This is a genomic window from Type-C symbiont of Plautia stali, from assembly GCF_059730935.1.
In genome coordinates, this window is the sequence record NZ_AP035923.1 from 2,418,331 (window position 1) to 2,440,402 (window position 22,072).

General features: G+C 51.2%; 20 protein-coding genes and 1 pseudogene. 12 read left to right on the forward strand and 9 right to left on the reverse strand.

Translation table 11 applies throughout. The features are described 5' to 3' along the window. Window positions 1-452: 452 nt before the first annotated feature. Together otsA and otsB are read right to left on the reverse strand one after the other, a co-directional pair. Window positions 453-1,889 (reverse strand): alpha,alpha-trehalose-phosphate synthase, encoded by a 1,437-nt coding sequence (gene otsA, locus AC6I7J_RS11345; RefSeq protein WP_058785634.1) that lies wholly within the window; start codon window positions 1,887-1,889, stop codon window positions 453-455. Next, the gene (gene otsB, locus AC6I7J_RS11350) at window positions 1,886-2,674 is read right to left on the reverse strand and encodes a trehalose-phosphatase (RefSeq protein ID WP_021506285.1); all 789 of its coding nucleotides are present in this window, start codon (window positions 2,672-2,674) and stop codon (window positions 1,886-1,888) included. Before otsB ends, otsA begins: the two co-directional genes overlap by 4 nt. Window positions 2,675-3,040: 366 nt before the next feature. Between otsB and umuD the strand changes: the two genes are divergently transcribed. Beyond that, window positions 3,041-3,472 (forward strand): translesion error-prone DNA polymerase V autoproteolytic subunit, encoded by a 432-nt coding sequence (umuD, locus tag AC6I7J_RS11355; protein WP_058782084.1) that lies wholly within the window; start codon window positions 3,041-3,043, stop codon window positions 3,470-3,472. Here the strand turns inward: umuD and AC6I7J_RS11360 are convergent. After that, window positions 3,469-4,374, reverse strand: a complete 906-nt coding sequence (locus AC6I7J_RS11360; RefSeq protein WP_421039303.1) for a LysR family transcriptional regulator — start codon at window positions 4,372-4,374, stop codon at window positions 3,469-3,471. The genes umuD and AC6I7J_RS11360 overlap by 4 nt on opposite strands. 48 nt (window positions 4,375-4,422) lie before the next feature. Between AC6I7J_RS11360 and AC6I7J_RS11365 the strand changes: the two genes are divergently transcribed. Next, window positions 4,423-5,283 carry a DeoR/GlpR family DNA-binding transcription regulator gene (locus tag AC6I7J_RS11365; protein WP_498005705.1) on the forward strand — a complete coding sequence of 287 codons (861 nt, stop codon included), beginning with the start codon at window positions 4,423-4,425 and terminating at the stop codon, window positions 5,281-5,283. A 105-nt stretch (window positions 5,284-5,388) separates the two neighbouring features. Here AC6I7J_RS11365 and AC6I7J_RS11370 read toward each other — a convergent pair whose 3' ends face one another. Continuing rightward, window positions 5,389-6,042 (reverse strand): cupin domain-containing protein, encoded by a 654-nt coding sequence (locus AC6I7J_RS11370; RefSeq protein WP_498005707.1) that lies wholly within the window; start codon window positions 6,040-6,042, stop codon window positions 5,389-5,391. 374 nt (window positions 6,043-6,416) lie between these two features. Between AC6I7J_RS11370 and AC6I7J_RS11375 the strand changes: the two genes are divergently transcribed. From AC6I7J_RS11375 to AC6I7J_RS11390, 4 genes and pseudogenes are all read left to right on the forward strand, one after another. Further along, on the forward strand, window positions 6,417-6,707 hold the full coding sequence (locus tag AC6I7J_RS11375) for a hypothetical protein (protein ID WP_031279201.1): 291 nt from the start codon (window positions 6,417-6,419) through the stop codon (window positions 6,705-6,707). Window positions 6,708-7,427: 720 nt separating this feature from the next. Beyond that, window positions 7,428-8,231, forward strand: a complete 804-nt coding sequence (blaOXA, locus tag AC6I7J_RS11380; RefSeq protein WP_278708249.1) for a class D beta-lactamase — start codon at window positions 7,428-7,430, stop codon at window positions 8,229-8,231. A 210-nt stretch (window positions 8,232-8,441) separates the two neighbouring features. Further along, window positions 8,442-8,540 (forward strand): annotated as a pseudogene (locus tag AC6I7J_RS11385) (glutathione transferase GstA); the annotation flags it as partial. Window positions 8,541-8,716: 176 nt separating this feature from the next. After that, window positions 8,717-9,193, forward strand: a complete 477-nt coding sequence (locus tag AC6I7J_RS11390; protein ID WP_498007226.1) for a glutathione peroxidase — start codon at window positions 8,717-8,719, stop codon at window positions 9,191-9,193. 87 nt (window positions 9,194-9,280) lie between these two features. Here AC6I7J_RS11390 and AC6I7J_RS11395 read toward each other — a convergent pair whose 3' ends face one another. After that, window positions 9,281-9,811 carry a GNAT family N-acetyltransferase gene (locus tag AC6I7J_RS11395; protein ID WP_136547191.1) on the reverse strand — a complete coding sequence of 177 codons (531 nt, stop codon included), beginning with the start codon at window positions 9,809-9,811 and terminating at the stop codon, window positions 9,281-9,283. A gap of 192 nt (window positions 9,812-10,003) precedes the next feature. Then, window positions 10,004-10,330 carry a winged helix-turn-helix transcriptional regulator gene (locus tag AC6I7J_RS11400; RefSeq protein WP_031279203.1) on the reverse strand — a complete coding sequence of 109 codons (327 nt, stop codon included), beginning with the start codon at window positions 10,328-10,330 and terminating at the stop codon, window positions 10,004-10,006. Between the two features lie 205 nt (window positions 10,331-10,535). Between AC6I7J_RS11400 and AC6I7J_RS11405 the strand changes: the two genes are divergently transcribed. Beyond that, complete coding sequence (locus AC6I7J_RS11405; RefSeq protein WP_498005710.1) at window positions 10,536-11,315, forward strand: SDR family oxidoreductase; 780 nt, start codon at window positions 10,536-10,538, stop codon at window positions 11,313-11,315. 266 nt (window positions 11,316-11,581) lie between these two features. Here AC6I7J_RS11405 and AC6I7J_RS11410 read toward each other — a convergent pair whose 3' ends face one another. Further along, a complete protein-coding gene (locus tag AC6I7J_RS11410) occupies window positions 11,582-12,184 on the reverse strand; it encodes a helix-turn-helix domain-containing protein (RefSeq protein WP_059010376.1) in 603 nt (200 codons plus the stop codon). 43 nt (window positions 12,185-12,227) lie between these two features. On the opposite strand from AC6I7J_RS11410, the gene AC6I7J_RS11415 reads away from it, so the two are divergent. Further along, window positions 12,228-12,914: a B3/B4 domain-containing protein gene (locus AC6I7J_RS11415; RefSeq protein WP_498007227.1), complete on the forward strand. Its 687-nt coding sequence runs from the start codon at window positions 12,228-12,230 to the stop codon at window positions 12,912-12,914. A 29-nt stretch (window positions 12,915-12,943) separates the two neighbouring features. Continuing rightward, entirely contained in the window at window positions 12,944-13,837 is an 894-nt protein-coding gene (locus AC6I7J_RS11420) for a dihydrodipicolinate synthase family protein (protein WP_498005712.1), read from the forward strand. 198 nt (window positions 13,838-14,035) lie between these two features. On the opposite strand, the gene AC6I7J_RS11425 is transcribed toward AC6I7J_RS11420, so the two are convergent. Next, window positions 14,036-14,929 (reverse strand): LysR family transcriptional regulator, encoded by an 894-nt coding sequence (locus AC6I7J_RS11425; protein WP_141495618.1) that lies wholly within the window; start codon window positions 14,927-14,929, stop codon window positions 14,036-14,038. Between the two features lie 161 nt (window positions 14,930-15,090). On the opposite strand from AC6I7J_RS11425, the gene attM reads away from it, so the two are divergent. Further along, window positions 15,091-15,882 carry an AttM family quorum-quenching N-acyl homoserine lactonase gene (gene attM / locus AC6I7J_RS11430; protein WP_150361704.1) on the forward strand — a complete coding sequence of 264 codons (792 nt, stop codon included), beginning with the start codon at window positions 15,091-15,093 and terminating at the stop codon, window positions 15,880-15,882. A 128-nt stretch (window positions 15,883-16,010) separates the two neighbouring features. Here attM and AC6I7J_RS11435 read toward each other — a convergent pair whose 3' ends face one another. Then, entirely contained in the window at window positions 16,011-17,372 is a 1,362-nt protein-coding gene (locus AC6I7J_RS11435; RefSeq protein WP_215480227.1) for an esterase-like activity of phytase family protein, read from the reverse strand. 487 nt (window positions 17,373-17,859) lie between these two features. Here AC6I7J_RS11435 and AC6I7J_RS11440 point away from each other — a divergent pair, with 487 nt between their 5' ends. Both AC6I7J_RS11440 and AC6I7J_RS11445 read left to right on the forward strand, forming a co-directional pair. Beyond that, window positions 17,860-20,121: an McrB family protein gene (locus tag AC6I7J_RS11440; RefSeq protein WP_498005715.1), complete on the forward strand. Its 2,262-nt coding sequence runs from the start codon at window positions 17,860-17,862 to the stop codon at window positions 20,119-20,121. Between the two features lies 1 nt (window position 20,122). After that, complete coding sequence (locus AC6I7J_RS11445) at window positions 20,123-21,691, forward strand: DUF2357 domain-containing protein (protein ID WP_498005717.1); 1,569 nt, start codon at window positions 20,123-20,125, stop codon at window positions 21,689-21,691. Window positions 21,692-22,072: the final 381 nt, after the last annotated feature.

Consider the following 22,072-nt stretch of genomic DNA (forward strand, 5'->3'; position numbering starts at 1 on the left):
ACTTACAGGGAATATTGCCACACAGGACTAATGGCGCTGTGCTAGCGAAGCGTGAAGAGTGGATGCAGCGCGCTTGTGGTGTGTAAAGAGTTTGTAGGGAGGGTTTAGTGAGTCACAAGGGATGTAACAGCACGTTACATTAGCGATATGAATGAATTGACTAACTAACACACTGATGTATTAGAACTATCGGCCTGGCCAGCCAAATCTTTAGGGTTGGAAGAAAAAATTCAGCGTTTCAGTGATTAACTGGCTTAATTTTAACCAATTCGTGCGTTTTTTGGCGCCGGGTCAGCGGGTTAGCGCTTAACAAAATGAAATCGATTTCATCCGGTAAGAGTATCGCGTGAAAACGCTACGCAGCACGGTCCTGCCTGCGTCGTCTGACGGATACCTCTCCCGCGTACGGGAGAGGCATTGCCTGAGGGGAAAACCGCGCCTTGCGGGGCTAATTACGCCAGCTTCTGAAACGTCGCGACCTTGTTATCGCTACCGTGGCTGGCGCTGCGTGCCGGCAGCGTGTTCAGATCTTTCAGGAAGCTTTCGCGCCAGTGCGAAATGTCCTGCTTACGCAGTACGGCCATCATGTCGTTATAGCGCGAGATACGCTCGGTGCGCGGCATGGTCAGTGCGCGGTCCAGCGCCGCCGCCACATCATCACGATCGTACGGGTTGACGATTAGCGCAGAAGTCAGCTCGTTGGCCGCTCCGGCAAAGCGCGACAGCACCAGCACGCCCGGATCGTCCGGATCCTGCGCCGCGACATACTCTTTCGCCACCAGATTCATACCGTCACGCAGCGGCGTAACCAGCCCCACGTCGGTCAGGCGGAAAATCTTCATCAGCAGGCGGCGATCAAAATGCTGGTTGAGATAATAGAGCGGCGTCCAGCCCAGCGTGCCGTATTTACCGTTAATGCGCCCTGCTTCTGTTTCCAGCTGATGACGAATATCCTGATAGGCCTGCACGTCGCCGCGCGAGGTCGGCGCAATCTGTGAGTAACGGATTTTGCCGCGGTGCTGCGGGAAGTTTTCCAGCAGCGCCTCATAGGCAAGGAAACGCTCCGGCAAGCCTTTGGAATAGTCGAGACGCTCACAGGCGATAATATTCTGCAAATCGCCCAGCTCACGCTTCATTGCGGCCATCTTCGGTGGCAGCGGCCCTTCTGCCATCTCTTTAATGCTGTCCGGCTCGATACCGATGGGGTAAACCTCGGTCATAAAGGTGTTGCCAAAGGCGCGATGCTTCTTCTCGCCTTTATTCTGCAGCTGCGTCAGCTGGCTCAGGCTGTCGAGAAACGCCACGCGATCGGATTCTGTCTGGAAACCCAGCAGATCGTATTCACACAGCATTTCCAGCAGTTCCTGATGCGGCGGCAGCGCATTGAAAATTTCCGGCGTCGGGAACGGGATATGCAGAAAGAATCCGATTCGGTTATTGATGCCCTGTTTACGCAGTTCAGCGGCAAACGGCAGCAGGTGGTAATCGTGGATCCACAGGATATCGTCCGGCTTGATCAGCGGTTTCAGCCGCTGCGCCAGCAGGGTATTCACGCGGCAGTAACCTTCCCAGGCTTCACGCTGATACTGCACCAGATCGAGGCGATAGTGGAACGCGGGCCAGATCACCGTATTCGAAAACTGGCAGTAGTACTGATCGTAATCGTTTTGATTGAGGGGGAATGAGGCATAGGTAATGCCGTCTTGTTCGATCTGGGTAAGTTCCTCATCTTCTTCACCGGAAAACTCACTGATCTCTCCGTTCCAGCCAAACCACAATCCTCCGGTGGTCTGCAGCGCATCCAGAATGCCGACGGCGAGACCGCCTGCGTTGGTTTTGCTTCCATCAGGAATAGCGATACGGTTAGATACGACGACTAAACGACTCATAACCTAAACTCCTTACCGACGTTGTCATGTTCTAGTTGTAATAATAGTTGTTCCAGCCAGTGCCAGACCGCTGCCACATCGGGCAGACGATAGCGCGCCTGGCTTGGACCTTCACCGACCTTGACCGAGATGCCGTGCATGGCATTGACTGCAAGAAAGCCTTTCTCATCGGTCAGATCGTCGCCCACAAATACCGGAATGCGACCGGTAAATGGCGCTTCCTGCATAAATTCGCGTACCGCAGCACCTTTATCGATGCCCTGCGGTTTCAGTTCCACCACGCATTTACCTGGCTGCAGCGCCAGCGCCGGAAAGCGGGTTACCGCCTCTTCGGCCAGCTGCATGATGGCGTTTTCATACTCTGGCGCGTTGCGGTAGTGCAGCGCAAAGGCCATGCCTTTCACTTCCAGCAGCGTACCGGGCCACTGGTCAAGGGTCTGCTGCAGTTCAACCTGCAGCGTTTGCGCCACCTCATCGGGCAGCGACTGACGATGCAGATGTCCGCTGGCATCGCGGCGCTCAGCGCCGTGCACGCCCGCTGCCGGGGCTTCCAGCGGCGCGACCAGCTCATCCAGCTGGCTGATCGGACGGCCGGAAACCAGCGCCAGCGCGCCGTGACTTAAATTAGAAATTTGTTGCAGATGCTGGCGCACCGATGCGGGGATGGAAACCGACTCGGGCTGCGACTGAAGCGCGGCCAGCGTGCCGTCAACATCAAAAAAGAAGGCGTAAAGTCCGCCACTTAGCGACGGCAGGGTGCTGTTCTCATTAACCGCAGGGGTCACGTCTCCTCCTGTATCTGAACGTAAACGGGCAGTCTGTTCGCAGGCAGGCAGGCAGGCAGGAAGTGAGGAGGTTTTTCCGTAAACACGGGAATCGAAAGGGTAACGCTCCAGAACTAAACGAAATTTTCATCAACACTGCAACCGCACTACGAACATCGGCAACATTAAGTGTAGACAACAATTGAAGTTTCGCCAGACGGGCGCACAGAGTGCTTAGCGAAGAGTGCACTTTTCAGCGGTTTGCGCGGCAAAAAACTGAATTCTGCTGTTTTTCATACGCTTCGCTTTTTTTACCGCGGGCAGACTTGATCATAGCAAAAACCGCCTGATACTGTATATAAAAACAGTATCTATGGAATATTCGCTATGACGCGTTTCTTTTTGCCACAGCTTTCACCGCCTTCGCGCTCCCGCCCGCTATTCCTTGACGCGGTGCACGGTGGTTTCCCCTCGCCCGCTCAGGACTATATTGAGCGCCAGATTGATCTCAATGAGCTGCTGGTGACTCGCCCGAGCGCCACCTATTTTGTGCGCGTCGAAGGCGACTCGATGCGCGATGCCAATATCCGCGAAGGCGACCTGCTGGTGGTCGACAGCTCACTCAATGCCAGGCACGACGACATCGTGATCGCCGCCATTAACGGCGAGTTCACCGTCAAGCGGCTGCAGACGCATCCCTGCATCCAGCTGGTGCCGATGAATCCGCGCTATCAGCCCATCCGGCTGCGTGAAGAGGAGGAGCTGGAAATTTTTGGCGTGGTGACGTTTATTATTTACGCCGCACGCATCCAGCGTTAGCGCATCGTTTCGGCACGGATCATCTCAATCAGCCGGCGTAAACCCGGGTGCAGCTGGCGACGGTCGGGGTAATACATCACCAGCGGTTCGTCTTCACTGCACCAGTCCGTCAGCCCGCGCACCAGCTGCCCGCTCGCCAGCTGTGCCTGTACGTAGCGCTCCGGGCAGTAGCCGAGACCGTAACCGCCGGCGACCGCATCAATAATCATGTCGCTCTCATTGAGCGTCAGCGTGCCCGGCACATCGACCTCATACGCCACCTTGCCCTGCGCCAGCGGCCACTTATACAGCGTGCCATTGCCAAGACGCATGCGAATACAGCGATGGTTGCGCAGATCGTCCGGATGCTGCAGCGGCGGCGCGTCGCGCAGGTAATCGGGTGACGCCACCACGATCCAGCGCAGTTTGGGCGTCAGCGGCATGGCGATCATATCTTTCGGTACGCTGGCGCCGTAGCGGATCCCGGCGTCATAGCCGCTGCCGATGATATCCACCAGATTGTTATCCACCGTAATTTCCAGACTGAGCTCCGGATAGGTCGCCATAAAGCGCGCCAGGATCGGCCGAAACAGCAGCTGCCCGGCATCACGCGGGATGTTCAGCCGCAGGCGGCCGCTGGGTGATTCGCGGTACAGGTGCAGATCGTTCAGCGCCAGCTCAATCTGCGCAAAGCCGGTTTCCAGATGGCGCAAAAAAGCGGCACCGGCGTCCGTCGGCACCACCGCCCGGCTGGTGCGGTTGAGCAGGCGCACGCCAAGACGCGCTTCAAGACTGCGCAACGTGTGGCTGATGGCCGACGTGGTGACCCCCAGTTCCAGCGCGGCGAGGCGGAAGCTCTTGCGCCGGCAAATCAGCAGAAAAACATTCAGATCGGCCAGTTCATTACGTTGCAGGGCGGGCATTTTCGTGTCTCCTGACTCATTGCCTCGTTGAATCTTATTCAACTTTAGATGAGCTATCATAGCGAAGCTGCCGTACCGGACGCTATGCACGCGTGGCACGGCAGGCAAAACGTCACTTTTTACCCTGAGTTCATCATGCTGCCCGAAGACCGAAAAGATGCTATTTATCGCTACCTGTTTGCGAAACGATCGGCCACCATTCACGAACTGGCCACGCTGATGGCGGTGTCGGCGATGACCATCCGCCGCGATATTAAATTCCTGCAGGATGCCGGTTTGGTGGTCGGCATACACGGCGGCGCCAGGCTGCCTGCCGTGGTTCATCAGGCATTGCCGTATGTGGAGAAGGCACAGCTGAACGTGCACGCCAAACAAAGCCTTGGCCGTTATGCCGCATCGCTGGTACAGGATGGCCAGGTGGTCTACCTCGATGCCGGTACCACCAGCTATGAAATTGCGCGTGCGTTAGGCGATCAGGCAAGTCTCACCGTGCTGACTAACGACTTTACGATTGCCGCCTGGCTGATGCGTCACAGCCACATCACGCTATTTCATACGGGTGGCAAAGTCGATAAACGGCATATTGCCAGCGTGGGTGCCATGGCGGCGACCGCCCTTGCCGCGTTCAATATTGATCTGGCTTTCCTCAGCGCCAGCGCGTGGGATGTCACGCACGGCCTCTCGACACCCGACGAAGACACCTTGCTGATGAATCAGGCGGTGCTGGCCGCCTCAGCGCAGCGTTATCTGGTGGCTGACAGCAGCAAATATGGTCGTTACAGCGTGTATTCCGTATGTAAGCTGCAGCAGCTGGACGGTGTGATCACCGATGACGATTGCCCCTGTGCTGCCGTTGAAGAGATGAAACAGCGTGGTATTCGTCTGCACCGGGTAAATCGCCGCGGCTGAGCGGCTCTCTGCGCATCCCGGTAAAGAGCATTAATTAAAAAGGAGGCGCGAACGCCTCCGGTGGCTACAGGGAAATCACATCGACTATCTCTCGCAGGGCACGGTTTACGGCGTAGGGGCGACTTTAGGATTGGAGCTGAACCAGCCGCGGCGATCCTGCCAGTTGCCATATTCATCCACAATCGCCCCTTTGCTGTTGGCCATCAGGAAATGATAGCTTTCCAGTTTTTTCAGCGACAGCGTTTCGCCCTGATGCTGAATGACGACATTGTGGCTTTGCACCGGACCAAAACTTTTCGGCGTCGGCGGAATATTTGCTGATGCGGCGCTAATTTCTGAGAAGTTATATACCCAGCCATCGAGGACGCGCCATGATTCATGTTTTGCCGGACGTGCCGGCGGCGCGCTAATCGGCATGTGTCGATGCTCCGGAATCATCTGGTTCGGCAGCAGATACATGGTCATAGCGTAATAACCGTAATCCAGATTATTGACCCAGGTGATGCTGGCCAGGCCAACATGCTGATAATCGCCCAGCCCGAAATCATTGACCCACAGCTGCTGGCGCATGGCCGGCGTCAGCGTATGACCGTAAGAAGCGAGCAGTTGCGCTATTGCATCTTTCGCCACCTCTTTCTGGAAGACGCCATTTTTATAGAAATCTTTATTGGTATAAACGTGATGCGGCTGAGCCGCAACGGATGCGGTGGCATTGAGCGCCAGTAAGGCCGCAGCGAACGCCAGAGCAGGTTTTGTCATAATTCACCTCCTGTTTATGACAGCCATGTTGATGCAAATAAAAATTTCACCGGCCGGTAAAACGCAAGGGTGGCCAGCGCGGAGAACAGAGTTGCAGATGGCGATACGGAGGGGAAATTCATTTAGAGAATCGGATCTATCTAATTATCAGATACGGCTGTGCTTTTTTGTGATTATTAACAAATAATCACAGGCTATTCTGCCCGGTAAAGCATCCAGCTGCTGACGGGCACAATTTATCTGCTGCTAAAGAAATTCTTAAAATGTTGGTTGCGCTCGCAATTGTGACAGGCGCGCGGCCAATTGTGTTTGACCTGCTTTTCACATCAATGCACACTGGCGGGCGTGAAAAACGGCAGATGAAGAGCCAAGAGATGTTGCAGAATTATAGTCAGCGCGTCCATTTCTATTACTGCATTCTGGTTGCGTTAAAACTCTATGTGAACAGCAAGAAATCCGGCGGCGTACGCGGGAAAAATAACTTTTTGCTGAAGTGGTTACGCAACGCGCAAAACAACACCATCTTTCATCCTGATATCACCAGTGAAATTGAATGGCTGCGCGGCAAAATTATCAGCGCCGGACCGGATGCCGATTTAGAACCGATGCTGCAATACGTTTACGAGACAGCAAAACGCGCCGAAACGCTGCGTCTCGGGCCGTAATCGCACGGGCTGCGTATTGCATTACCCCTGTCTGCAGGCAAAAAAAAGGGGGCAACGCGCCCCCAACCACTACAAAAATTTCATCCCTGACGCCCTGGTGCGGACTCCCTTCCGGCTGACGCTAATTCTCTTCGCACTGGCTACGCGTTACAGGGTTAGCACCAGCACGCTGATCAATAACCAGCAGCCCGCGCAAAATGCGCCCGCCGCCACCCAGGTTAACGCCCGGGTATTTAAATTGCAGACATCGCGTTGCCAACGTTTAACCGGCTGCATAACCACTCCTGAAAATACATTCTCATTATGCCTGGCAGAGGATTGCCGTGAACTGCGGATAAGCTTGTCACGTATTAATATCTCTGACCATCGGATGTGCTTACCGGTTATGTAGGCGCAGGACTACAATCCATTAATTACCGCTTATATCACCGTCGAGACGAAAAATGCCGCAGGTATGCAGACCGCAATAGTGTCGTTTCGGACCGCTTGTCTCGCGGAAATGCGGTTTCGCATCGTTTAGTTTTCCTAAAAAACAGGCGCAGATTAAATCGTTTTTATTTACCCCTGCTCAGGGTTATTAATAAGCACACCGGACGCGATAATTTGCAGATGATAAAGGGATGTGGCGTGACCCGTCTCTTGATGCACAGCCTGACCGCGTTCAGTGCCCTTTCTCAGGTTATAAATTACGTTGGCATTTAACTTTGGATCCAATCATCAATGAAAACCCGTCTGGCCGTTATGGCCTCTGTTGCTGCGATATTATTTTCACAGCAGACATTCGCCAAAAATCTGTGCACCCTGATTGTTGACGCTGAATCAGGCAAAGTCCTGCTGGAGAGTGGCAACGACTGCAGTAGAGAAGTCACACCCGCATCCACCTTTAAAATAGCCATCAGCCTGATGGGATTTGATGCCGGCGTGCTGAAAAATGAAAAGGAACCCGCCTGGGATTACCAACAAGGATACCCGGACTGGGGCGGTAAAAACTGGATGAATAAAATCGATCCTACGGCGTGGCTAAAATATTCGGTCTTCTGGTATTCGCAGCAGGTTGTAAAAAAAATCGGGCAACATCGCTTTGAAGACTATGTAAAGGCGTTTGCTTATGGAAACGAAGATGTTTCCGCCGTTGACGTCAGCGCCCCCGGTCAGAATGGGGTGTGGGTTATGTCATCCCTGCAGATCTCACCGGTTCAGCAGATTGGCTTTTTAAGGAAAGTCGTTAACCGTGAGTTGCGCGTAAACAAGCATGCCTATGACATGACAGATAATATCACCCGCTACGACGTCAGCGTTAAGGGCTGGACGGTGCACGGCAAAACAGGAACCGGCTCACCGGGGAAAAATAATCAATACGATCCGCACCATGCCTATGGCTGGTATGTCGGCTGGGCGACCAAAGGCAGGAAAAAAATTGTTTTTGCCAAACTGATTCAGGATGAACAGGTGTTAACGCCGAATGCTGGCCTGAGAGCACGTGACGAAGTGTTGAAGCAGATGTCGGCGGTCATTGCGCCGTGATGGCATAACACACGGATGCCACGGATTTTATTAACCTCCCGGTTTTCATGCGGCTGACAGATTGCGCCGAGGTCCTTCATTATGAAACTGACGGTTAGCCAGCCGATGAAGTGACCTCCGGACCGTGGCTTATCTTTCTTTACGCAGCGTCGTCAGCAGTGACTGCGCGGCAACAGAAGACTGACCGGATGGCGAACACACCAGTCCAAACTCACGCTGAATCGCTGGCCTGCGCTACTGGCGTATATGGCACGGATCAATGCGCGCCCAGCTGTGCAGGCGGCGTTGCTGGCAGAGGCGTCTGAGTGAGACTGGCAGGCAGAGTTTTGTGCCGGCGATCAGGCTCTGTCTGCAAGGTTAGATGTCAGTGTTATTGTGACAACGGCGCGCAGAAAGTTATGCTGTGCGCGCCAGGCTACGAAGCCCGCTATTGGGCCCGCGTGGCAACATCAACATCGAACCTGTGCTGTTTTGAGGACACTGACATGCCCCCTTTTTATCAGTTTTCGGCCACCAGCCTGACCGGTCAACCTATCTCTATGGCCGATTACGCTGGCAAGGTGGTTCTGGTGGTGAATACCGCCAGTCATTGCGGCTTCACGCCCCAGTACGCCGGCCTTGAAGCGCTCTATCAGAAATATGCCGCGCAGGGTCTGGTGGTGCTTGGCTATCCCTGCAATCAATTCGGTAAGCAGGAACCGGGAAACGCTGATGACATCTCACAAACCTGTCATGTTAATTACGGGGTGAGCTTCCCGATGTTCGGCAAAGTCGAGGTTAACGGCAGCGCAGCGCACCCGATATTTCGCTATCTGAAAGCGGAACTCCCCGGCGTGCTGGGCGGACGGATTAAGTGGAATTTCACCAAGTTTCTCATCGGACGCGACGGCCAGCCGCTGAAACGCTTTGCACCGATCACGTCCCCGGAGAAAATAGAAGCCGCGATACTCGCTGCACTTTAAGGTGGAGCGTTACCGGATTCGCAGCATTAATTTTAGAGCACAGCGGAAATTGATGTTATCCGGCGGGAGACAGTGTGCCCCGCATATTTATTTTTTATTCCACTTGTCCTGAGTCAAGGTGAAAAGCAAGCTTGGGGGCGCACTTTTCACATCATGAATTTCTCGTAAGTACTGCAATCCTGCCCTGGTCAGAACTTTTTGCGAGGCCAGATGATTTGCCCGTACTACAGCAGATATTTCAGCCAACTTTATTTCACCAAAACCATAGTCGACCGTATACTTAGCAAACTCTGTCGCCAGCCCTTTTCCCCATGCCTCTGTAGAGAAGCGATATCCAAGGTTATTGATTGATAAATCGGCATAGCTCCTGATGCTGAGTCCGCCAAAACCAATGACTCTCCCCGGATTGTCCGTCAGCGCGATCGCCCAATTACCGAAACCGTACGTTTCCCAGTGCTGAAGCCAGCGAGCCAACACCTGACGTGCATAATCAATATCGGGATACGGACCTGCGGGGTTGAAGGTATTTGTAGCAGGGTCGCCATAAATTCTGAAAAGATCATCAGCGTCAGATTCAATTACCGTTCGTAGATGAAGTCGTGTCGTATCTGCCTGCAAAGAAACCTCCTGAACTTACCGTTTATAAGCCACGTTTTCTTACTATTTTATCGCGGGGCAATCCCGGGTTCATAACAGGGACGTTAAATTTAATTTTATGAAATTCTCAGTCACTACGAATAAAAGCACCCTTTACACCCTAAACACCAGCCTGAACAGGTTAAATTTGATCAGGCTCAGCATCCTGGCCGGTTAAGTCGGGCGTTTTTCCGCCCATTTCAGCATGGCATCAAGAGCAGGACAAAGTGCCTGTCCCCATTCAGTGAGTCGATATTCCACTTTGGGTGGCACCTGAGGATACACCATCCGCGACACTATACCGTCGGCTTCCAGCTGTCTCAGTTGTTGCGCCAGCATCTTCTGCGAAATACCGGGAATTAATTTTTCAAAATCTGAATAGCGCTGTACTTTGCCGTCGAACAGATGAAAAAGGATGATTAATTTCCAGCGCCCTTCCAGCAGTTGAATAACATGCTCTACACCGCTTGCGGCTGATTCCGGACTGTATAACTTACTCATCATTCAGTAACTCACTTTTTTGTGCGTACTTGTCAATTTAACAGTCTATGTGGAATATGACCGTACTGTAAACAAAGGGAGTACAGGTCTATGCCATTCACATTACCGCTCGCTATTTATGACGACTTCGCGCTCAGCAAGGGTGGCGATATTGCCAGCATTACTGATTATGGTACTGCCACTTCAACAGACCGGAGATTCTCCAATGCAATGTGATCTCGATTTCCACGGTAAACGCATATTGGTCACTGCGGGTACCAAAGGTGTGGGTAAAGCGGTAGTTGGGCTATTCAAACAGCTGGGTGCAACAGTATTAACAACCGCACGCCACGCATCCGCAGAATGTAGGGCAGACGCCTTCGTAACGGCAGACCTGACCACGGTTAAAGGGTGTAACTCAGTCGCGGAAGCCGTTCAGACACATCTGGGAGGCGTCGACATCATTGTTCATGTGGCCGGCGGTTCTACCGCACCCGGTGGTGGCTTTGCAGCATTGGGTGAAGAGGAGTGGCAACAGGAGCTCAATCTTAATCTGTTGCCTGCGGTACGTTTAGATCGTGCGCTGTTGCCTGCCATGCTGCAGCAGGAGGGCGGAGTGATCATCCATGTCACTTCTATCCAGCGAGAACTGCCCTTACCAGAATCAACCACGGGTTATGCAGCAGCGAAAGCGGCGCTGTCAGCCTACAGTAAAAGCCTGTCGAAAGAGGTTGCGTCGCAGGGGGTTCGGGTGGTTCGCGTGGCGCCCGGCTGGATCGAAACCGAAGCTTCAGTGGCCATGGCGGAACGGCTGGCGCAGCAGGCAGGAACAGATTACGAAGGTGGTAAGCAGATCATCATGAAGGCACTTGGCGGTATTCCGCTGGGACGCCCTTCTCAACCCATTGAGGTAGCTAATCTCATTGTCTTCCTCGCATCTTCTTATGCTGCCGCGATCACCGGTACTGAATTTGTCATCGATGGCGGCACTATTCCAACGGTGTAGTCAGATATCCTCATCGACCCATTCGGGTAGCGATCCGGATATTTTATATACCTTAATAAGGCGCCAGCGGCTATTAGATCAAGCCATGTGCGATATCGACCTGGCCGCTGTGTGATATTCCCCGACTCTTTGTCGCAAATATCCGCTCCTCGCTCATGGCGAATACACAGTCCGCCTGGTGGCAGAAACGGACATGAATAGCGAAAACAAAGGATGATTATTTGCGCACAAATCAGGGCTTCTTTGGCCGTTTATTGAAAAAACGCTTATGACGCTTTTTCATTCACCGTCATGATAAAGTTCAGCGTGTTTTCTCCCTGGTTTGCGTAGAAATGTGGAACATCGGTTTTGGCTGTAACGGAAAATCCCGCCGTTACCTGAAATACGCTCTCTTTCACGCCAAGCGTGAGGGTTCCGGATTTTACGTGCAGTAGCTCCAGCGTGCCTGAGGTATGCCCGGGTGATTCAAACTTTTCGCCTGGCCGCATTTCCCACAGCCACAGCTCAAGCATATCGGGTCCACCTGAGCCGGCCAGCAGCCTGGCGCTTCCCCCTTTGTCTCCTGTCCAGAGTTCGGGGATGTCCGTATCAGCGATGATGTGCACATCAGGCCTGGCGCTGACATCAACAAAATCCGCCACGGACACGCCCATGGCAGCAGCAAGCCGACATAGCAGCGCAATGCTGGGGTTAGCCTTACACCCTTCTATTTCTACCAGCATCCCCTTACTGACACTGGCTTTGCGGGATAGCTCATCGAGAGAAATTTTTCTTTGTTTACGAAACTGCTTAATCCGCAGGGATACGGCTTCGTTAACCGTGTTGACATCTGCGCCGGCAAAGGTCACTAAATTGACTTTTTTGGTCATTGGTCGATATTATGAAATAAAATGGTCATTACAGGATTATCGCGTGTTAATCGTATCTGCGTCAATTTCCCCTGAAGTCTATCAAATCGCCCCCGGTTTTCGGGCGCTCAGCATCAGTGTACAGGCAGCGCCTGTCGTGAATCCGCACGTCGGGGTAACGGCACTGAAGGCGGCCTGTGAGGCGGTGCTGTCAGATTCCCCCAACTGGGCTGAATCCCATCTGGCCGCATGGGCCGATGTGTTTCAGAAATTTGGTGCCAAACCCAAACGCACGCCCTGTTCTGCTGAGGCGCTACGCAAACGCGTGCTTCGCGATGGCACCCTGCCCGCGCTCGATCCGGTCGTTGATCTTTATAACGCTGTCAGTCTGCGTTATGCCGTGCCCGTAGGGGGAGAAAATATTGCCGCGTACCGGGGTGCACCTCGCCTGACGGTGGCAACAGGCACGGAACCCTTTGATACCATGAAAGAAGGGGTTATGGCGGTGGAATATCCTGCGCCTGGCGAAGTCGTCTGGTGTGATGATGCCGGCGTAACCTGCCGTCGCTGGAACTGGCGGCAGGGAATCAGGACCCGCTTAAGCGTTGAAGCGCAACACATGTGGTTTATTCTGGAAAGTCTGCCGCAGATGCCACCTGATCAGCTGCAGGAAGCAGGAAAGATGCTGACCGACGGCCTTGAAGAAATGATGCCCGGACGGCAGTGTAACGTCACCCTCATCGGCGATTAACGCCTTTAACTCAGTTCTGGAGAATCTGCATGTTCACCGGCTTGTCTGCTTTCCCGTTAACGCCTGTCACCGCGCGTGGTGTCGATGAACAGGGTTTCACGAAGATCCTGGCTCGCCTGACGGCAGCCCGTGTCGATTCGTTGGGTGTTCTGGGTTCAACCGGCAGCTATGCTTACCTGAGCAGAGAACAGCGCAAACGCAGCGCAACGCTGGCGTGTCAGGTTGCCGGGGAGATTCCCGTGATGGTTTGCGTGGGTGCTATCAGTACCGATGCCGTACTGCATCTGGCTGAAGATGCGCAGTTCGCAGGCGCTGATGCGCTGCTGCTGCCGGCGATGAGTTACCAGCCACTGCGTGATGAAGAAGTGTATGCCCTCTTTGAGACGGTTACCCGCCATGCTTCAGTACCGATTTGTGTTTATGACAACCCCAGCACCACGCATTTCCGCTTTACCGACGAACTGCTCGGGCAGCTGTCGTCACTGAAAGGGATTCGCTCAATTAAAATTCCGGGAGTACCGGATACCCCCATCGCTGCAGCTGAACGCGTTGCTGCATTACGACAACATCTTCGTCCTGGCGTGACCCTGGGTATTAGTGGTGACGCCAGTGCCGGGCTGGGGCTGAATGCCGGTTGCGAAGTCTGGTATTCCGTTTGCGGCGGTATCTTCCCGGAAACCGCTAAACAAATTACGCAAGCCGCAGCCATTAACGACGCTGAACGCGTTACTGCCCTAACTCACCGCCTGAAACCTTTATGGGATTTGTTCCGTAAGCATGGCGGAAGTATCCGCGTGATCGCAGCGGCAGCAGGCATACTGCGGCTGACCGAAGCCGACTGCCTGCCTCGTCCCCTGTTACCCTTATCGGCCGCAGAGGTGGCAGAAGTAGCAGCAGTGATAGCCGCTCTGGACCTGAAGTAACGCGCCGGCGGAATCGGTCCTGCGCCGGGCAGTTGAATATCTGGCAGGGCCAAAACCTTGATGATGGTCTTTGATCATTACCGCCACTGACCGGGTGGGTTTACTCACCCGTGCAACGCGTGAGGTTGTTATGACTGCTTCCCGCTCAAAGCGGAACCTTATCCTGCCAGCATATCTGCTTTGTGCCAGGCGCAGACGTTATTCATATTCCATCATTTCAGACAGAGAAGTTTTTAGATAACGCTCCAGCAGACCTGCACAAATTCGCGTTTCATATGACATCATGCCAGCCGGTGGATGGAGCAACCAGGCGTTAAAAGGCGGGATCGGATAGTGACTTAAAATGGGGATGAGCGAACCCTGTGCAATTTCATTTCTGCATACCGGAAATTGCAAAACACCAATGGCATGTCCTGCTAATAAATAGGAGAGTACACTTCTCCAGTGCGTGGACTGAAATTTAACGTTGACGGGAACATTAACGAGTTGGGCTTCAGAGGTGAGCATTGGAATGCGATTACTGGCAAATACACCAGAAACAGCAGCAAATGGATAATCAGCCAGCGCATCCGGAGAGCGTGGATAACCGATTTTAGCCAGCAAAGATGGAGAGGCCAGCAACACTCTGTGCACGCTACCAAGTGGACGTGCGACAAAAAATCCTTCTGAGATCTCTCCCAGCCTCAGGGATATATCCACCCCCTCAGTGACGGGATCGATGATACGGTCGTTAAAAATGACATCGATCTGCAGCTCCGGATGTTTGATCTGAAGCTGTAACAACGCAGGCATCAGCAAGCTTTCTCCGGCAGAATAAGGCGCCGCGATACGGATTTTGCCTTGCAAAGCCTGATTTTCTTCATTCACAGAAAGAGCGTGCTCTGCCGCCTGAATCGCTGTTTTACTTCGCTCATAAAACACATTACCGCTATGTGTCAGAGACATATTCCGCGTGTTGCGCCTTAGTAAACGCGTACCAAGATGTGCTTCCAGTTTTTCAATTCTTTCACTGACGGCAGGCTGGCCAATGCCGAGATCGCGGGCTGCAGCCGACATGCTGCCCCGCTCAACCACCCTGATGAATATGCGCATTGCAGAGAAGAGATCCATGTAGCGATTATATTGGTTTTGCCGATAAATGTAATTCGATACAGGTATCTACTGCTCTTCTACGAGATGATGAAAACTCATCGTTCAGGTAAGGATTCAGCAAATGTTGATCTATAAAATTGATTTTTAAATGGAATACAACCATGTCAGATATCAAACTTTTCATGTTCCAGTCAGGAACGCAGCAATGTAAATATCAGCATATTCGGATGAATCAGGGCGCAGGCGAACGTTATGAAATTCCGGTTCCCTGGTTTCTGCTGACCCATCCGGAGGGTTTTACCCTGATTGACGGTGGTCTGGCTGTAGCAGGATTGAAAAACCCTGCTGCCTATTGGGGAAAGGGTATAGAGCAGTTTAAACCGGTGATGTCAGAAGAACAGGGCTGTCTGGAACAGCTTAAAAGGCTTGGCATCGCTCCAGAGAAGATCCGCTATGTGGTGCTGTCCCATTTGCACGCTGATCACACTGGCGCAATCGGTCACTTCCCCCATGCCACTCATGTGGTTCAGAAGCGAGAGTTTGAATATGCCTTAGCTCCTGACTGGTTTACATCGGACGCCTATTGCCGACACGATTACGATCGTCCTGAACTCAACTGGCTTTTTCTCAACGGATTGCCTGAAGATAACTATGACCTTTACGGTGATGGCACGATAAAGTGTGTTTTCACGCCAGGGCATTCCCCGGGGCATCAATCTTTTCTTATCAGCTTACCCAGCGGTAAACATTTTATGCTGGCGATTGATGCGGCTTATACCTTAGATCATTACCATGAGAGGGCGCTCCCTGGACTGATGACGTCAGCCACGGATGTCGCTCAGTCCGTCCGAAAACTGCGTCAGCTAACCGAACGATTTAACGCGACATTAATACCCGGTCATGACCCTGAAGAGTGGGGAAAAATCAGGCTTGCTCCAGCCTGGTACAGTTGAATTATTGCTCACTCATTCTTTTACATATTAAACCCGGGTCCGCGATGCCCCCCCGATGAAGCAAGGGGGGCATTCAGCCATTAGCATTTTCGTGCTGGCACCGGTGTTCAGCGCCAGCAAGGCAGCCTCTAGGGTTGCAGCGGTTCCGCCAGCGTTATGATAAACAACTCACTGTCCGAGCTGGCTTTATCCAGCGGCTTCACGCTGATGGTGGTGGCAACCGGCTTATCATCTACCGTCAGCTTCCCCTGGTCGTTGACCCGATAATCCTTGCGCTTCTTACCTTCCACCGGATTTTGCAGCACCATTTTCACGCCGAAGTCATTGTCATTGATGACCGCCAGCGTGTTGCTGTCGATCAGTGCCAGCCCTTCGGCCTTCTCCTGCTGCCAGCCGAGTTGACGCAGATCCACCACCCGCGTTTTCGTTGCCAGCACGATGCCGCGCTGCGCCAGCGTTTTTGCGTCGTCAAACTCTGGGTAGTCACCGGCCTTATCGAATGTGGCCAGATCGGTGGCCTGACTGAGATCCACCTTATAGATAAGGTTACGCATCGCGTCGTCTTTGTCGCTGCCCTGCTCAATCAGCAGGATGTGCTGATTATCGATCGCCACGATATCGCCAATTTTCGCGTCGCTGTTTTTACTGTACGCCTCGCTGTCGATAGGGTAACCATACATCGCGGTTTTACCGGTGGCCGGATCGAAGCTCACCAGGCGGGTAAAGCGTGCCTGCTTTTTACTTTTCCCGTTGATATCCAGCGTACTCTGCACCGCGGCGATGATGCGTCCATCCGGCATGCGCGTGATCCCTTCAAAGCCACGATTTGGCTGGCGCCATTTAAGAACGTTCGGCAGACCACCCGCGATCGATTTTTCCCCTTCCATGGCCTGCGGCCCGTGAATCGCCAGGATCCTGCCCTGCTTATCAACGTTAATCAGGAACGGACCATACTCATCGCACAGCCAGTATCCGCCCTTCCCGTCCAGCGTAATGCCTTCCGTATCCAGACCCCGGTTATCGCCCTGCAGCACGTGCAACTTATCGCTTAGCGCGATTTCATTGGTTGACCCGATGACGCCATTCTGCAGCGGCAAGCCGTTAATATTGCCCTTTGCGTCGTGCAGCGGTCGGGCGTCCGTCGCCTGCGCTTTGCCGTTCTTCACCTGGATATTCATCAGCAGCGGCGCGAAGTCCGGCGTGACGAAAATTTTCGACTCCTGTTTACCCATGTCAGGCGAGTCGGCATTCGGTCCGCGATCGGTGACGGTCACAAAGTTGAGCGTATCTCCCTGCCTGCCGGTAAACAGCAAACCGGAACCGATGCCTACCGGCAAACCCTCCGGAAACGCGCTGGCGAACGCACCGCTGTAGCTGACGCGCGTCCCCTGAGGAAAAGTGACGCTATAGCGTTCGGTTGGCGGCTGCGCCGCCAGCGTGGATAACGAGAGGGTACAACCGAGAACCAGGGGAAGCGTTTTTCTTTTCATATTATTCATGTCCATACAGAGGAGCTGACACCCTAAAGACTAAAAATGACAGGAAAATGAAATTGCAGAGCAACAGTGGCGGCTGACAGGTGGAATTTACCCTGTGTTCAGCAGCAGGACGATGAAGTGCTGGGCGTTGCGGGCTTGAATCCGGCCGGTCATAAACGAAAGGAATCATCATGGGTCACACAGGCAATAAAGAACGATACCCTTCTGGTGTTAGTCTGATGTATGCTATTTGAGCATAGCGGACATTGACTTCTTTACTGTACGCTTTGTGACATACGCAGACGTTTTCATACAGAAAAATGGTAATACTAGAAAAACAGGTTAACGCTTCGGATATACCTACCTTTAAGGTCACTGGCTTGAACATACCTGACATGAGAAGTTAAGCAATACATGTTATTAAAAGTAGTAATAATTACTTATTTGCATGAGAAAATGAATTAATCGCATTATATGCCTATGTAGCAAGGAAACTATTGTGCGTACAGACTACACCAACAAAGAAAACCTTAAAAAATTACTCAACACAATTGATCCATGGAATGAAAGTCCGACTTGGTTGAACAACATTCACCCATTTCTTATCGAGGTTAATCAAGCAGATTTAGAAACACGCTCTTCTTATGATTTTCAAAAGCGACTGTGGAAGCAGAATCCAATCAGTAACGCTGGGCAGGGAGCAATAGATGTTAGTAAGGCGATCGCGGACAATAACTTTCGCCGCTGGATAGCAGAAAAATCATTGGAATCCCTGGATGATAAAAATCCGGATGATTGCGCAATGTGGCTGGATGAGTTTTATCACGATCTTCTAAAGAAGATTAGGCCTTACACCACGGCAACTCCTTATTTATTGGTAATGCGAACGCTGGCCGCATTCTGGCCTCGTAAACTAACAAGCGTTAGTAGCTCTACTCCAGCGTATGAGATAGCCAGAATATGGTTTGGTGATGTGCAGTTAAACGTTGTGAGGCTACATCTTGAGATAACCAAGCATATGAATAACTTACTCGGAGAACCCGGGGAGGATTTTAGGGAAGTTGCAGCGCGTATGACGTTGCCTTGGTTATCGTTGGTAACTGTTCGTCAAAACGAAGATAGTGAGCAGCCGGAAACACTGAATAAATCGGGAGAAATCACCTTACAGCATCGACCTGCAGAACAACGTCGTAAAGGACTAACGTCACTAAAAGGTGGATTGAGCACCATAAAAAGTGTGCTGTACTTTTTGGAGATACCTAAATCACGCAGTGATTTAATCGATTTTCTTCAAGAAGAATTCCCTGACTCAAAAAACAGTACTCTGAGTACCATCATTAGCATTCTCAGCAATGAATTTTTCGTAATTGAAAAAGAAGGAGATGTTTTTAGCCTCTCTTCTCGTGGAGTAGCATTTCTAAGAACGCAGGATCCACAGGAACTGATTCCAGTAATGATCACGCATATTCTTGGTGTAGACCATGTACTATGTGCAATGAAAGATGAGAGCAAAAGTTTTACGCAATTGTTGTTTCTACTCCGCAAAGTTCATGCTGGTTGGACGTCAGAAGCAGTACCTCGCTCAATATTAAGCTGGCTTATTCAACTTGGTTTAGTTGAAAAGGACGAAAGGAAGACCTTCAGCCTGACGGAGGAAGGCCGAGGATGGGTTAGTCGCATTACGTGGCAGCCTGAATTCTTACCTCAAACACCAGTTATTGAGACCGAACTAGACGTTAATGAGGTTTCATCTGAACTCAGCTTTCATTCCTTAGACGTAAATGCCATTATCAGCGACGTGATCAAAGGCAGTGCATTTCAAGCACGTCAGGTACAGCAACTTCATCTGGGGCTATGGGCACACAAACAGCGGCATTTTGCAATATTGGCCGGTCTTTCAGGATCAGGTAAAACACAACTGGCACTGAGATATGCTCAGGCACTAAGCACTCATCATCCTGCCCCCGCTTCCGATGAAGATAGAAAAACCTGGTTTGTTCAACCCGTGCTCCCCGGGTGGTACGATCCCTCCGCGCTTTTGGGTTATATAAACCCTTTAAGACCAGAAAGTTATACTCGAACGCCATTATTGAATTTTTTGTTGGAAGCGGCTAATTCACCAGAGATCCCGTTCGTCGTTATACTTGATGAAATGAATCTCTCGCATCCAGAGCACTATTTTGCACCCTTCTTATCTGCGATGGAATCTGGAACACAATTGATGCTTCACAGTGAAGGCGATATGTTTGATGGAGTGCCGGCACGCCTTCGTTATCCTTCTAACGTCGCCTTTATCGGAACTCTTAACATGGATGAAACCACGCATAGCCTTTCGGATAAAGTGCTCGACCGCGCCTGGACTATGGAGTTTTGGGAGATTGATCTGAAAAATTTCCCTGGCTGGAACAGTTATGGACTCAGCGTTGGAGAACAAGAGCATATTCGTGATGTTTTAACTTCACTTATGGAGTATTTAAAGCCTGAGCGCTTGCACTTTGGTTGGCGCACCGTAGAGGATGTGCTCGGCCATATATCACTTGCACGACAGCTGACTTCCTTCAACTTTGTAGATGCGCTTGATGAAGTCGTTTACGCCCGCGTCTTGCCTAAGCTTCGTGGTTCAGATAGTGCTCATCTGCGAAAAATGCTTCAGGACTGCCATTCCCTATTTTTAAAACTTAATCTACAGCAATGTGCTCGCAAATTAATGACCTTATCTACTGACCTAGAGAATACGGGCATGATGAGGTTCTGGCGCTAATATGAAACTCAGAGTCTGGGAGGAAGACAATCGCAACGCTGACCCTATCGCAGTGATGGATATAGCAAACCAGCCCATAAAGGGATTTTCGGAGCGTTGCAAGTACCTTATTGAATGCCCGGAAGAACTGCAGTCAGCGCAGCTTTATGTTGATGACGCTTGCCTGCAAAAAATTGCAGGCTATTGGGTCTGGCAGCCGGGCTTCTATGCAGGAGAGGTCGATCTGGAACTCGTTCTGAACGATCAGATAACCAGTATAAGCTGGCGTGTCGATGTGAGTAATGACCCAGACAAAAGCGGTAAGCAAGCATGGCAACAATTTATTCAGGACATTGTCGACTTTGACAGTGCAAGACTCGCAGGAAGTGAGCCCGGTCAGCATCAACTGGGTGGTATTTCGCATTTTGCTGGGATCTGGCTACGTTACGCACGAATAAAGCAATTTTTCCCGCGTTATGCTATGGGATTAAAAGCCGTCCTTCAAAATCCGGTTCAAGGCTATCAACAACAAACTCAGTTGTGCAGGCTGGGAAGATTAAAAAAGCTTACACCATCAATTATGCAGCAACTCATCCAGCACGCAGATTTACTGGCCGGAACCAGGGCCAACTATTCATTCAGAGACGTTCAAAATCTTCAGGTACAGGCAACTTATATTGATAATTCTTGGGATACGCCAGCTAATCGCCAGCTCAAACTCCAGTTAGTTTGGATAGACCGAAGAGTAGCAAAGGTTCTCACGGAACTTAAAAGTGATTTGGCGGCAACGGATAATGAAACCTCAGGAACTCGAACTAGCTTGAAAGACAGGCTTATTCGTAGAATTAATTATCTGGCTGAAATCAGAAAATACTTGCGGCATGTCAACCAACAACTACCTTTTTCAGACACAGACTCCGAAAAATCCCATGGTATGGATTTTGAGTCTGTAGCCGGACATCCTCATTATCAGCTGACCTGGCGTATGGGGGTAAAATTACTACGTGAAGGCATATCCGATCTATCGAGAGATGAAAGTCATTATTTGATACCTAGCTGGGAGATTTATGAAGTCTGGTGCTTTGTTACCATAACAAAAAGTCTGAAACGAAAGTTCCCAAATATGAAATGGCATCTATCTCAACATTCAGGCAGGCTTACATTTAGTGCAAAACACAAAGATCTTTGTATCAAGCTGCACTACCAGAAATCCTTTCGCGCAATATTAAATAAACCTTCAGCTGATCCTAATATTCCTCACTCTATCAGTGGCATGCGCCGGCCTGATTTAGTACTAGAAGTAAAAAATGATGGAATTACTCAGTTTGTTAGTCTTGACAGCAAATATACCTCGCGGAGCAAACGTATACTTGAAGAGATGGGTTCAGCTCATATCTATCGTGACAGCCCGAGATGGGAGCGAAAGCGTCCTGTGCTTTCGTTGCTGTTAGTTCCCTGCAATGAATACCTTCCGGTAATAGAATCCGAATCTTGGTGGCATGAGCATAAGACTGGATGCTTTACACTACACAACGTCGATAGTTCTAACCTATTGCTTGATAGGCTATGGGAGCATCTGATAGGAAATTGAATAGCTATGCTTACCAATTAATACGATATAAACCCATATTCAAAAACAGGTTCATAGGAAAGATAATGTTAAACCACACGACATTTTGGTTATGTATAGTCAGATTTGACTATGATAGACCTTCTTCATCACCTGAAAACCCTTCTATCTTACTTCACCGCCTATGCCAAATGGGTGAAGAGCTGCAAATGACCTAATACTCGATTTTATCTATGTTGTATCTATACATTTTCGCATTAGCTCCTATAAAAAGTTGTAGATGTCGCAACAAAGCTTCAATATCGGCTATATGCTAACAGCCGACGTTCATCGTTTATAACTGCTGCGCAGCTATCACCGGCTTTACTATTACTCCTGCTCCGCCCTTCCCCCCTGCAGTCC